The organism is Streptomyces sp. NPDC006643, from assembly GCF_042870175.1.
In the GTDB taxonomy this organism is placed as follows: Bacteria; Actinomycetota; Actinomycetes; order Streptomycetales; family Streptomycetaceae; genus Streptomyces.
The window spans coordinates 55,796-68,690 of record NZ_JBIAHA010000027.1; the positions used below are offsets into that span (position 1 = coordinate 55,796).

Below are 12,895 nucleotides of genomic sequence, written 5' to 3' on the forward strand. Positions count from 1 at the left end.
ACGGGCACCGGTTCCGGTTCCGACGCCGCCTCCGCCTCCGGGCCCGCCATCTCGCGGCGGCGGCTTATCGGTACGGCCGGCGCGGCCGGCGCCGCGGGCCTCGTCGCCGGGGCGGCCGGCGGGGTCGGCACGTACGCGGCGACCCGCCCCGACGAGCCGATCGCGCTCGCCACGGTCGGCTCGGCCACCGTCGCCTTCCACGGCGCCCACCAGGCCGGCATCACCACCCCGCTCCAGGCGCGCGGCCATCTGGTCGCCCTCGACCTCGCGCCGGGCGCCGGGCGCAAGGAGGCCGCCGCGCTGCTGCGCCGCTGGTCACAGCTCGCCCGGCGGCTCATGGCGGGCGAACCGGCCGGGGAGCGCGACACCGGTGTCGCGCTGGACGCGGGGCCCTCAGCGCTGACGGTGACCTTCGGCTTCGGCCGGACCTTCTTCGACGCGACGAAGCTGACCGACCGCCGCCCCGCCGCGCTCGACCCGCTGCCGGCCTTCTCCTCGGACCATCTCGACGCCCGCCGCAGTAACGGCGATCTGTGGATCCAGGTCGGCTCGGACGACTCGCTCGTCGCCTTCCACGCGCTGCGCGCCCTCCTTAAGGAGGCGGGCGACGCGGCACGCGTGCGATGGCAGATGAACGGCTTCAACCGCACGCCCGGCGCCACCGCGCGCCCCATGACTGCCCGCAATCTGATGGGCCAGGTCGACGGCACCAACAACCCCAGGCCGGCGGAGCCCGACTTCGACCGGCGGATCTTCGTCCCGGCGAAGCCGCCGGCCGGGACGCCCGACTGGATGGCGGGCGGCTCGTACGCCGTCGTACGCCGGATCCGGATGCTGCTCGACGACTGGGAAGCCCTGCCGGTCGACCGCCAGGAACTGGTCATCGGCCGCCGCAAGTCCGACGGCGCCCCGCTCACCGGCGGTACGGAGACGACCCCGCTCGCCCTCGACAAGACCGGGCCCGACGGCAAGCTCGTCATCCCGGACAACGCGCACGCCCGGATCTCGGCGCCGGAGCAGAACGGCGGGGCCGCGATGCTGCGCCGCCCGTTCTCCTTCCACGACGGGATCGCGGCGGACGGCACCCCCGACGCCGGTCTGCTGTTCATCTGCTGGCAGGCCGATCCGCTGCGGGGCTTCGTGCCGGTCCAGCGCAAGCTCGACCGGGGTGACGCGCTGTCGGCGTTCGTACGGCACGAGGCGAGCGGTCTGTACGCGGTGCCGGGCGGGCCGCGCGAGGGCGAGTACGTGGGCCAGCGGCTGCTGGAGGCGTGAGGCCTCCGGGAACGGCGGTGCCGGGGGGCGTCTGTGGCCGGGACGAGGTCCGGGGCGTCCACCGGTCGGACTAAAGTGACCACATGTCGGCCACGCGCTATACGTACCTGGGCCCCGAGGGCACCTTCACCGAAGCCGCCCTCCGCACCCTTCCGGAAGCCGCCACCCGGGAGCTGATCCCGATGGTCTCGGTGCCCGCCGCCCTCGACGCCGTACGCCATGGGGACGCCGCGGCGGCCCTCGTACCGATCGAGAACTCGGTGGAGGGCGGTGTCACCGCCACCCTCGACGAACTGGCGTCGGGCGAGCCGCTGATGATCTACCGCGAGGTGGTGCTGCCGATCGCCTTCGCGCTTCTCGTCAGGCCGGGTACGGCGCTGTCGGACATCAAGACGGTGACCGGCCATCCGGTGGCGCAGCCGCAGGTGCGCAACTGGCTGCGGAGCCATCTGCCGAACGCGCTGTGGGAGTCGGCCGCGTCGAACGCGGACGGCGCGCGGCTGGTCCAGGAGGGCCGGTTCGACGCCGCCTTCGCGGGTGAGTTCGCGGCGGCGACGTACGGGCTCGAAGCCCTGGTCACCGAGATCCACGACGCCGAGAACGCGGAGACGCGCTTCGTCCTGGTGGGCAGGCCCGCGCGGCCGTCGGCGCCGACCGGGGCGGACAAGACGTCGGTCGTGGTGTGGCTCGGCGAGGACCACCCGGGCGCGCTGCTCGAACTGCTTCAGGAGTTCGCCGTACGCGGGGTCAACCTGATGCTCATCCAGTCTCGGCCGACGGGTGCGGGCATCGGTAACTACTGCTTCGCCGTGGACGCCGAGGGCCATATCTCGGACCGGCGCGTGGGCGAGGCGCTGATGGGGCTGAAGCGGATCAGTCCGAAGGTGCGGTTCCTGGGCTCGTACCCGAGGGCCGGTGTGACCCCGCAGGACGTACGGCCGCTGCGCGCGGGGACGTCGGACGGGGAGTTCATGGACGCCGCCGACTGGCTGGCCCGCAGCCAGGACGGCCGGATCTGAGCCGACAGGCCCGTTGTCCCCAGAGTTATCCACAGGCTGGCCATTCGCCCTGGGGACAAGTCGACAGCGCCGGACGATCGGGTCGACAAATCTCCTCAGCGACAGCGTTTCCGTCCACAGGGAGTACGGCCGGCCCGTGTCACCTCTATTCCTTTGATCAACTCGTTGGAGGGACCAAGTCCCACCCGAATGAGTATGTGGAGCGGGTCCCGGCGGAGAATCCCCCCACCCCCACGGGGGCTTTCACCGTGCGAGCGCTCGCGATCCACAGATTCCCCACACAGCCTGTGGATAACTTTTGGAGTCGGGGCGCCTCTGTGGACAACGTCGCCTCAAGTGCCGTGCGCCGCAAGGGAAATGAGTCAACGCGGCATCGCCGGTGCACCTTTCCGGGGAATTGGCCACCCGCTATTGACGTAAGCGGCCCTCCCTTTTCACTCTTCCCTCACTCTCCTCAATTGCGGCAATTCAGACAAAGCACCACACGCTGAAATATGGGGTGGGGTGGCGGAAGCACGCACCGGTAGCCTGGTGGGGTGATTGACCTTCGCCTGCTCCGAGACGACCCCGACCGTGTCCGCGCCTCGCAGCGCGCCCGTGGAGAGGACGTCGCCGTCGTCGACGCCCTGCTCTCCGCCGACGAGCGGCGCAGGGCGTCCGGCGTCCGCTTCGACGAGCTGCGCAACGAGCAGAAGACGCTCGGCAAGCTCGTCCCCAAGGCCACCGGTGACGAGAAGGCCGAGCTGCTGGCCCGCACGCGGGAGCTGTCCGCCGCCGTGAAGGCCGCCGACGTGGCCCAGCACGAGGCCGACGAGGAGGCCAGGCGGCTGCTTCTCCAGCTGGGCAACATCGTGCACCCGGACGTGCCCGTGGGCGGCGAGGAGGACTTCGTCGTCCTCGACACGATCGGCACCCCGCGCGACTTCGCCGCCGAGGGCTTCGAGCCCAAGGACCACCTGGAGCTGGGCGAGGCGCTCGGCGCCATCGACATGGAGCGCGGCGCGAAGGTCTCCGGCTCGCGCTTCTACTACCTGACGGGCATCGGCGCCCTGCTCGAACTCGCCCTGGTGAACGCGGCGATCGCGCAGGCGACCGAGGCCGGCTTCGTCCCGATGCTGACCCCCGCGCTGGTGCGACCGCGCGCGATGGAGGGCACGGGCTTCCTCGGCCAGGCGGCCGAGAACGTGTATCACCTGGAGAAGGACGACTACTACCTGGTCGGTACGTCGGAGGTGCCGCTCGCCGCGTACCACATGGACGAGATCATCGACGCCGACAAGCTGCCCCTGCGGTACGCGGGCTTCTCGCCGTGCTTCCGCCGTGAGGCGGGCACGTACGGCAAGGACACCCGGGGCATCTTCCGGGTGCACCAGTTCGACAAGGTCGAGATGTTCTCGTACGTCGACCCGGCGGACGCCGAGGCCGAGCACACGCGGCTGCTGGAGTGGGAGAAGCAGTGGCTCACCGGCCTCGGGCTGCCCTTCCAGGTGATCGACGTGGCCACGGGCGACCTGGGGGCCTCGGCCTCGCGCAAGTTCGACTGCGAGGCGTGGATCCCGACCCAGGGCAAGTACCGCGAGCTGACGTCCGCGTCCAACTGCGACGGTTTCCAGGCCCGCCGGCTCTCCGTACGGATGCGTGAGGCGAAGGACGGCAAGCAGCAGGTCAAGCCGCTCGCGACGCTGAACGGCACGCTCTGCGCGGTCCCGCGCACGATCGTGGCGCTGCTGGAGAACCACCAGCAGGCCGACGGTTCGGTGTGGGTGCCGGAAGTACTCCGTCCGTATCTGGGCGGGCGCGAGACGCTGGAGCCGATCGCCACGTGAGCGCCGCCGCCCCTGTACCCGCCTCCTCAGCACCCGCCTCCGGCTTCCCGTACAAGCTCGTCGCGACCGACCTCGACGGCACGCTGCTGGGCGAGGACCACACGGTCTCCGCGCGTACGCGTGACGCGCTCGCCGCCGCCACGGCGGCGGGCGCGGCGCACATCATCGTCACCGGGCGGGCCGTGCCGTGGACGCGCGGCATCCTCGACGATCTCGGGTACGACGGACTGGCGGTCTGCGGCCAGGGCGCGCAGGTTTACCACGCCGGTGAGCACAGACTGCTGACGTCGGTGACGCTCGACCGGCAGGTGGCCGTCGTCGCGCTGTCGAAGATCGAGGCGGAGGTGGGCCCGCTGGCGCTGGCCGCGAGCCGTGACGGTCTGGACGGCGACGTACTGGTCGGACCGGGCTACCAGGTCCAGGAGGGCCCGCTGCCGTCGCTGCGTCTCGACGACCGCACCGAGATGTGGACGCAGCCGATCAACAAGGTCTACATACAGCATCCGGAGCTGAGCGACGACGAGTTGGCGAAGGTCGCGCGGGAGACGGCCGGTGGCATGGTGGCTGTGGTCATGGCGGGGCCGGGGGTCGTGGAACTCCTGCCGCTGGGCCTGAGCAAGGCGACGGGGCTGTCGCTGGCGGCGCGGCGGCTCGGCGTGACGGCGGCGGACACGATCGCGTTCGGCGACATGCCCAACGACATCCCGATGTTCGGCTGGGCGCGGCACGGCGTGGCGATGGCCAACGCGCACGAGGCGCTGAAGGCCGTGGCGGACGAGGTGACCGCGTCGAACGACGACGACGGCATCGCGGTGGTGCTGGAGAAGCTGCTTCAGCGGCAAAGCTGACGCCGGCCCATCGCCACGGCGCTCGGTCGTCCCGTGTGGAGGTCGGTCGTCCCGCACGGTCGTCGGTCGTCCCGCACGGTGGTTGATCGTCCCGGGGGAAGGGGGCGGTCCGCGCGCGAACGCGCGCTCGAAGCGACCGCCCCCTTGGGCGGGTCACCGTCGGCCACACGGAGCGGAAGTGGTTACTCCGGTGCCGGCTCGGGACTGCCCTGTCGGGAACTCGACGGACTCGAACTACGGGTCATCGCCGCGCTCCTCTCCCGGTCCAGTGATACCTGACACCACCACTGTGCACCGGGGCGGGAGTTCGGCGCCACCGAGTTAACGCCGGGCGCTTCAGCGGCGCCTTCGGCCGCGGCGCAGATCCTGCAACTGATGGACGACGTCGTCCACCCGGGCGTCGACGCGGTTGATGTCCTCGGACATCCGGCACAGCCGGTTGCTGATCGCCGCGACGACCTGGTTGGTGGCGTCGAGCCGCCGGTCCAGGCTGTCGAGCCGGTGCGACATCCGGTGGAGAACCGGCCCCAGCTCCTGGAGCGCCACACCGACTCCACCCAGGCACGCCTCCACGTCGGTGACGCGCCGGTCGAGGGAGGCGTACCCCTCGCGCCAGCCCTCTTCGGCGTCGAGGAGATACGTACGGACGCACCGGGCGATGTCGCTGTCGCGAAGAAGCATCGCGATGTTGAGGACGGCCCGGCGGGTGTAGAGCGTGAGACCCGAGCGTCGCTGTGGATAACTTCCCTCCTCTCCGAATGAGAGTGACATGATGTCACTCTGATATTCACGCAGGTCAGAGCCTCGCAGCACCTGCATCCCGCTCTCGGCCAGCTCCGCGCGATGCCGTGCTGTCAACTGCCTGATGACGCCTGTGGATACTTCGAAGTAGCGCGCGACCCCGGCTGTCGTGTTGTGGACGCCGTCCGGGAGCATGGCCAGCGCCTTCACTCTGTCGAGCGCGTCGACGCGCTCCAGATGCTCGACGCGCATCGTGCGCGACTCGAGCAGGGTGACTTCCGATGGCATGGGTGTGCCTTCCGTTCGTGAACCGATGAGGGACGGCCCTCTCCCCGGGCATCAGGGGCGGAGGTCGGCTCACGGTGGCTACTCACTCAATGACCGGTGCGGCTTTCGATCCGGCACCGGCAATCCCCAGATTCACGAACGCTCGACGTCACGAACTCCAGTTGCCTCCACGCACGCGGAACAACGAGCCGATAAACGTACAGTTACGCGGCAACCCCCGCCCGATGGGCGGGGGTCGCGGCGCCGAGCGGCTCACGTACGGCGGTGAGGAACCTCCGCTCACTCCTCGCCGGCGAGCGTCAGCGTCCGCAGCTTCTGCCCCGCGTACCAGGTCGCGACGACCGTCACGCCCACCAGCAGCACGATCGCGAGCGGCAGTCCGACGTCCGAGGTGATCATGCCCTCACCGCCGGTCTTCTCGGCGACCGCCAGCGCCCACTGCTGGACACTGAGCGTGCGCGCGCCGGCGATCAGGCTGCCGAAGAGCGTCTCCCACACCAGCGCGTACACGAGGCCGATGACGACCGCGTGCCGGCTGACCGTGCCGAGCAGCAGGAACAGCGCGCTGTAGGCGATGGAGGCGACCAGCGCGGCGATGGTGTAGGACACCGCGATCTGCTGCCCGTTGCCGTTGAGGATGAAGCCTGCGATGAAGGTGGGGACCGCGGAGAAGACCATCGTCACGGCGATCGCGACGATCAGTTTGGTGAAGATGATCGTCGGCCGTTTCACCGGCTTCGCCAGCAGGTAGACGATCGAACCGTCGTCGATCTCGGGGCCGATGGCGCCCGTTCCGGCGATCACTCCGATCAGCGGGATCATGGTGGCGAGGGCGAAGCCGCCCAGGATGTCCGAGGCGATCTGGTCGTCGACACCCTTCAAGGTCCTCACGGCCACGGCGATGAAGATCAGCAGGACCGGCAGGATGAGGAGGACGGCGGCCCGGCGCCGGCCGAGCAGGGCCCGGTAGGTGAGCCGGGCGACTGTGGGGTCGTACATGACGTCACAGCTCCTTTCTGGGCGCTCAGGCCGTTACGAGGTACGAGAAGACGGATTCGAGGGATTCGTCGGACGGTGAGACCGAGAGCAGCCGGATGGAGTGCTCACGGGCGACCCTCGGCAGCAGTTCGGTGAAGCGCCCGAAGTCGACGGCCTGGATGCGCAGCGCGCCCTCGGTGACGTCGACCTCGATGCCGGCGGTCGAGGGGTCGGCGATCAGCGCGGCGGCGAGGACGCGGTCGTCGCTGGACCGTACGAGATAGCGGTGCGGCCGGTCGGTCATGAGCCGGCGGATCTTGCGGAAGTCGCCGGACGCGGCGTGCCGGCCCGCGACGATCACCTCGATGTGCGCGGCGAGCTGCTCGACCTCCTCAAGGATGTGCGAGGAGAACAGGACGGTACGGCCGGAGTCGCCCATCCGCCGCAGCAGGTCCATGAGTTGCATGCGCTGGCGCGGGTCCATGCCGTTGAACGGCTCGTCGAGGAGCAGCACGGACGGTTCGTGGACGAGCGCGGACGCCATCTTGACGCGCTGCCGCATGCCCTTGCTGTACGTCGCGATCTTGCGGTCCTGCGCGTACTCCATCTCGACCGTGGCGAGCGCCTTGTGGGCCGCCTTCTTACCGAGGCCGTGCAGTTCGGCGTTGGCGACGACGAATTCGAGCCCGGTGAGGAAGTCGTACATGCCTTCCCGCTCGGGGACGATGCCGATCTCGCGGTAGACGGACTCGTTGCGCCAGATCGTGTCGCCGTCGAGGGTGACGCTTCCGTTGGAGGGTGCGAGGAACCCGCCCATCATGTTGATGAGCGTGGACTTGCCCGCGCCGTTCGGTCCTAGCAGTCCGGTGACGCCGGGGCCGACGGTCATCGTCACGTCGTTGACGGCGACCACGTTGCCGAACCAGCGTGACGCGTGCTCGATGTTGATGGTGGTCACAGCCCGACCTTCCGGTAACGGCGCATGAGGACGGCGTACGAGCCGAGGACGAGCGCGAGGACGACCAGCAGATAGACGACACCGACGCCGGCCGAGGGGCCCGCCTCGCCGGGGAACGACGAGGAGGCGCCGAGGAACGCGGTCTGTACGCCGTCGATCAGCGTGATGGGTGACAGGAGGCCGAGCCACTGGACGGCGCCGTCCGAGCCGGTCTCGGAGGCGATCGCCTGGACGGTGGAGACGGCGCCGTAGGTGATGGTCAGCGTGGCGATCACGGCGGCGACGCCGAAGCCGCGGCGCGGGGTGAGGGCGGCCATCACCAGGCCGAGTCCGCCGAAGAGCAGCGAGAGCAGTGCCACGGAGACGAGTCCTTGGCCGAAGCCCTTGGTCTGGTCGACGAAGTCCATCTTGGCGAGCAGCGATCCGATGTAGAGGACCAGCAACGGTGCGGCGGTCAGGACGAAGAGGGCGGAGGCCATCGCGCCGTACTTGGCGACGACGTAGTCGACGCGCTCGATGGGGCGCGAGAAGTACAGCGGCACCGTCTTGAACCGCAGGTCGCGTGAGACGGACTGGGGCGCCTGGGAGGCCAGGAAGAGCGCGATGATGGCCTGGGTGAAGATCGCGTACCGCGTGTAGTCCACCGGCAGGCTCTTGAGGTCGGTGGCGACGGCGACAGCGACCATGATGGCCGCGGGTACGCACATCACGGCGAACAGGATCATCGGCAGGATCTTGGACTTGGCGGACCGGCCGAGGCCGTAGGAACCGCGCAGGGACTGCGAGTAGAGGGAGCGGCGGGCGTAGGCGCGGCCGAGCCGCGGGCCGTCGTAGTTGCGGTAGCCGATGTTGTGGATCTGGGTGAGGTCAGTGCTCATCGCTGCCGCCTCCCTTCTGGAGTGCGAGTTCCTCGGTGCCGCTCTGTGCCGGTACGGGGTGCCCGTCGGCGCCGGCCGAGGCGTTGTTCGAGGAGTTTGCCGAGGCGTCCTTCGCGCGGAAGACCTCCGCGATGTGGTGGCGGCGCTGTTCCATCCGTACGAGGCCGAGCCCGAGTTCGGCGACGGTGTCGCGTACGACGTCGTACGTCTCCTCGCCCGTCGCCTCGATCAGCAGGATGTGGCCGGCGCCCGGCAGGCCGTCCTCCTCGCCCACGTGGAGCGAGAGCCCGGCCGCGGTGAGGGCTTCGCGCAGGGCGCGGGTGCCGTCGGGGTGGGTGTCGGTGTCGGTGACCTCGACGGCGAGCGTCGCCGTGTTCTGCGTGAAGTCACTGGTGGAGCTGGAGCGCAGCAGCGTGCCGCCGTCGATGACGACGACGTGGTCACAGGTGCGTTCGAGCTCGCCGAGGAGGTGTGAGGTCACGAGGACGGAGATGCCGAACTCGGTGTACACGCGGCGGATCAGGTTGAGCATCTCGTCGCGGCCGACGGGGTCGAGGCCGTTCGTCGGCTCGTCGAGGAGGACGAGTTTGGGGTCGTGGACCAGCGCCTGCGCGAGTTTCACGCGCTGCTTCATGCCGGTCGAGTAGCCGCCGATGGGGCGGTACCGCTCCTCGTACAGGCCGACGTGGCGCAGCGTGTCCGCGGTGCGTTCGCGGGCGGCGGTCGGAGGGAGTCCGGACATGCGCGCCATGTGGACGACGAGTTCGGTCGCCGAGACATCGGGCGGCAGGCAGTCGTGCTCGGGCATGTATCCGACGCTCTCGCGGATGGCGGCGCCGTCGGTGGCGACGTCGAACCCGAGCACGGTGGCCCGGCCTTCCGTGGCGGGGGACAGACCCAGCAGGATCTTGATCATGGTGGACTTGCCGGCTCCGTTGGCACCCACCAGACCGGTCACACCCGGTCCGATGTCCAAGGAGAGCCGGTCAAGCGCGGTTACCCGGGGGAACCGCTTACTCAGGCCTTCAGTAGCGATCACAGTCACGTTGAAGACGGTAGTGGCGCACCCCACAGCGGACGTCAGCCCTGGCGGCTGTCTCGGGGTCCGTCTTGAGGTGTACGGACCCGTAAGGGCAGCATAAAAAGTTAAGCCGAAAGTCAGGGTCCGGAGAGTTTTCCACAGGCTCGACGGGGCCCTTGACGCAGCCGCCGGACATTGTCACATTCATCAGTGTCAAGTTACGAACGCGTAGCGCGATCGGTTCGGAGGTGTGGCATGGCTTCAGCGTTGACGGGCGAACGGGCCACCGAGCTGCGGGGATTCAGCTCCGCGCAGCGGCTGGCCTACGAGTGCGCCGAAGCGGTGGCCGCGCGGCTGCGGCCGGGTGTCACGGAGCGCGAGGCCGCCCGGATGCAGCGCGACTGGCTGCGGGCGCGCGGGGTGCGCGACTGGTTCCATCTGCCCTTCGCCTGGTTCGGGGACCGTACGGCCTTCACGGGGTTCCGGATCCCGCTCCAGTTCTTCCCCACCAACCGCAGGCTGGCGGAGGGCATGCCGTTCATCCTCGATCTGGCGCCGGTCCACCGAGGTTTCCCCGCCGATGTCGGTTACTCGGGCTGTCTGGGCCCCGGCCCCCACCCGCTCCACGACAAACTGCTCGCCGATCTCCAGGCACACCGCGAGCTGCTGCTGCGCGAGGTCCGCGAGCGGCGCCCGCTCCGCGAGATCTACGAGGACGTGGACCGGCTGATGGTCCGCCAGGGATACGAGAACAGACACCGGGCGTATCCCTTCGGGGTGATCGCCCACAAGGTCGACCGGGTGCGCGACCGGCGCTGGTCGCCACATGTCCTCGGGTTCGGTACGCAGGCGCTCAAGGGCCTCGCGAGCGACGCGCTGCACGGGCACCGGGACGGCTGGTCACCGCTGTGGAGCCCGTACAGATTCTCCGACCACCCGCCCAGACCGGGGCTGTGGGCGGTGGAGCCGCACCTCGGATTCCGGGGTACGGGCGCCAAGTTCGAGGAGATCCTGGTGGTCACCGACTCCAGGGACCCGGCCGAGAGCGCGTTCTGGCTGGATGACGATCTGCCGCACGTGCGGCGTTGGGCGAAGGGTGCGTGATGTCGCTTCAGTCAGTTCCGTCTGTTCCGTCGCCGCCGGGATGGCCCGTGGGCACGCGTGAGCGCCGGGTGCGCACGGGCGGGATCGAGCTGTGCGTGGCCGAGCTGGGCGACCCGCGGCGGCCGACGGTCCTGCTCGTGCACGGCTATCCCGACAGCAAGGAGGTCTGGTCCCTGGTCGCGGAGCGGCTCGCCGAGCGGTTCCACGTGGTGCTGTACGACGTCCGGGGCCACGGCGGGTCGACGGCCCCCAAGCCCCTGCGCGGCGGCTTCACCCTGGAGAAGCTGACCGACGACTTCCTGGCGGTCGCCGACGCGGTGAGCCCGGACCGGCCGGTCCATCTGGTGGGCCACGACTGGGGCTCCGTACAGGGCTGGGAGTTCGCGACCGTACGGCGCACGTCGGGCCGGATCGCCTCCTTCACCTCGATCTCGGGACCGTCGCTGGACCACTTCGGGCACTGGATCAAGCGGCGGATGACCCGCCCCACCCCGCGCGCGGTGGCCCAACTGCTCGGTCAGGGCGCCAAGTCCTGGTACGTGTATCTGCTACAGACGCCGGTGCTGCCCGAGCTGGCATGGCGCGGGCCGCTCGGCAGACACTGGCCGAAGATCCTCGACCGGTTCGAGAAGGTGCCGGCGTCAAGAGCGGACGCCGGGGCCACGGGGAGCGCCGCCGCGTATCCGACCGCCTCGCTGCCGGACGACGCGGCGCACGGCGCCTGGCTCTACCGGGACAACATCAACGCCCGGCTGCGCAGACCACGCGCCGACGCGCACGCGCACGCTCCGGTCCAGCTGATCACGCCGACGGGTGACGCCTTCCTCTCGGAGCGGCTCCACGACGACTTGGAGCAGTGGGTACCGCAGCTGGTGCGCCGTGCGATCCCGGCCAAGCACTGGGTGCCGCGTACGCGACCGGATCAACTGGCCGGCTGGATCACCGAGTTCGTCACGGCCCACGAGCCCGAACCGGAAGGCGCGGAGGACGAGACGGCGGGCATCGGGCCGGCCGCCAAGGCGCGCCGGGAGAGCCGGGCCCGCCGGGCGCGGGACCTGGTGCCGAGCGGACCCTACGGGGAGCGGTTCGGCGGACAGCTCGTCCTGGTGACCGGCGCGGCCAGTGGGATCGGTCGGGCCACCGCGTTCGCGTTCGCCGAGTCGGGCGCCCGGGTCGTCGCGGTCGCCCGCGACGCCGAAGGAGCCGCCCGGACGGCCGAGATGGCCCGGCTGATCGGGGCGCCGCGGGCCTGGGCGGAGACCGTCGACGTCAGCGACGAGGAGGCGATGGAGAAGCTGGCCGAGAAGGTCGCCACCGAGTACGGCACGGTGGACGTTCTGGTGAACAACGCGGGGATCGGGCTCTCGGGGCCGTTCCTGGACACCACGAGCGAGGACTGGAAGAAGGTCCTGGACGTCAATCTCTGGGGCGTCATCCACGGCTGCCGGATATTCGGCGGACAGATGGCGGCGCGCGGACAGGGCGGCCACATCGTCAACACCGCGTCGGCGGCGGCCTACCAGCCGTCGCGCGCGCTGCCCGCGTACAGCACGTCCAAGGCGGCGGTGCTGATGCTCAGCGAGTGCCTGCGCGCCGAGCTGGCCGGGCAGGGCATCGGGGTCAGCGCCATCTGCCCCGGCTTCGTGAACACCGCCATCACCTCCACCGCGCAGTTCACCGGAGTGTCGGCGGAGGAGGAGAAGCGACGGCGCAAGCGCACCACCCGGCTGTACGGGCTGCGCAACTACCCGCCGGAGAAGGTCGCCGACGCGATCCTGCGGGCCGTCGTCCGCAACGAGGCCGTCGTACCGGTCACGCCGGAGGCCCGCGGAGCCCGGCTGCTGTCCCGCTTCGCGCCCAGGACGCTGAGGGCTATCGCCCGTCTGGACCCGCCGCTGTGACCGCCGGCGAGAAGGACCGGGCAGCGGCGGGGCGGGACGGCGACAGTCCTGACGATCG

Annotated in this window: 11 protein-coding genes; 6 read left to right on the forward strand and 5 right to left on the reverse strand. The window is 70.1% G+C overall.

Annotated elements, in window-relative coordinates; all coding sequences use genetic code 11:
* The first annotated feature begins 48 nt into the window (after positions 1-48).
* From efeB to ACFYNU_RS31155, 4 genes are all read left to right on the forward strand, one after another.
* On the forward strand, positions 49-1,275 hold the full coding sequence (efeB, locus tag ACFYNU_RS31140; RefSeq protein WP_356595791.1) for an iron uptake transporter deferrochelatase/peroxidase subunit: 1,227 nt from the start codon (positions 49-51) through the stop codon (positions 1,273-1,275).
* Between the two features lie 83 nt (positions 1,276-1,358).
* Entirely contained in the window at positions 1,359-2,294 is a 936-nt protein-coding gene (gene pheA, locus ACFYNU_RS31145) for a prephenate dehydratase (RefSeq protein ID WP_356595765.1), read from the forward strand.
* A gap of 536 nt (positions 2,295-2,830) precedes the next feature.
* On the forward strand, positions 2,831-4,120 hold the full coding sequence (gene serS, locus ACFYNU_RS31150) for a serine--tRNA ligase (protein WP_356595767.1): 1,290 nt from the start codon (positions 2,831-2,833) through the stop codon (positions 4,118-4,120).
* Positions 4,117-4,968, forward strand: coding sequence for an HAD family hydrolase (locus ACFYNU_RS31155; protein WP_356595769.1), 852 nt, complete (start codon positions 4,117-4,119; stop codon positions 4,966-4,968). Before serS ends, ACFYNU_RS31155 begins: the two co-directional genes overlap by 4 nt.
* A 336-nt stretch (positions 4,969-5,304) precedes the next feature.
* On the opposite strand, the gene ACFYNU_RS31160 is transcribed toward ACFYNU_RS31155, so the two are convergent.
* From ACFYNU_RS31160 to ACFYNU_RS31180, 5 genes are all read right to left on the reverse strand, one after another.
* Positions 5,305-5,997 (reverse strand): hypothetical protein, encoded by a 693-nt coding sequence (locus tag ACFYNU_RS31160; protein WP_356595771.1) that lies wholly within the window; start codon positions 5,995-5,997, stop codon positions 5,305-5,307.
* Positions 5,998-6,276: 279 nt separating this feature from the next.
* Positions 6,277-6,996: an ABC transporter permease subunit gene (locus ACFYNU_RS31165; protein ID WP_356595773.1), complete on the reverse strand. Its 720-nt coding sequence runs from the start codon at positions 6,994-6,996 to the stop codon at positions 6,277-6,279.
* Positions 6,997-7,021: 25 nt separating this feature from the next.
* Positions 7,022-7,933, reverse strand: a complete 912-nt coding sequence (locus tag ACFYNU_RS31170) for an ABC transporter ATP-binding protein (protein ID WP_356595775.1) — start codon at positions 7,931-7,933, stop codon at positions 7,022-7,024.
* Positions 7,930-8,811 (reverse strand): ABC transporter permease, encoded by an 882-nt coding sequence (locus ACFYNU_RS31175; protein ID WP_356595777.1) that lies wholly within the window; start codon positions 8,809-8,811, stop codon positions 7,930-7,932. Before ACFYNU_RS31175 ends, ACFYNU_RS31170 begins: the two co-directional genes overlap by 4 nt.
* Positions 8,801-9,856 (reverse strand): ABC transporter ATP-binding protein, encoded by a 1,056-nt coding sequence (locus tag ACFYNU_RS31180; protein WP_388767867.1) that lies wholly within the window; start codon positions 9,854-9,856, stop codon positions 8,801-8,803. Before ACFYNU_RS31180 ends, ACFYNU_RS31175 begins: the two co-directional genes overlap by 11 nt.
* A 231-nt stretch (positions 9,857-10,087) precedes the next feature.
* Here ACFYNU_RS31180 and ACFYNU_RS31185 point away from each other — a divergent pair, with 231 nt between their 5' ends.
* Both ACFYNU_RS31185 and ACFYNU_RS31190 read left to right on the forward strand, forming a co-directional pair.
* Positions 10,088-10,936: a M24 family metallopeptidase gene (locus ACFYNU_RS31185; protein ID WP_356595781.1), complete on the forward strand. Its 849-nt coding sequence runs from the start codon at positions 10,088-10,090 to the stop codon at positions 10,934-10,936.
* Positions 10,936-12,837 carry an SDR family oxidoreductase gene (locus ACFYNU_RS31190; protein WP_388767871.1) on the forward strand — a complete coding sequence of 634 codons (1,902 nt, stop codon included), beginning with the start codon at positions 10,936-10,938 and terminating at the stop codon, positions 12,835-12,837. Before ACFYNU_RS31185 ends, ACFYNU_RS31190 begins: the two co-directional genes overlap by 1 nt.
* Positions 12,838-12,895: the final 58 nt, after the last annotated feature.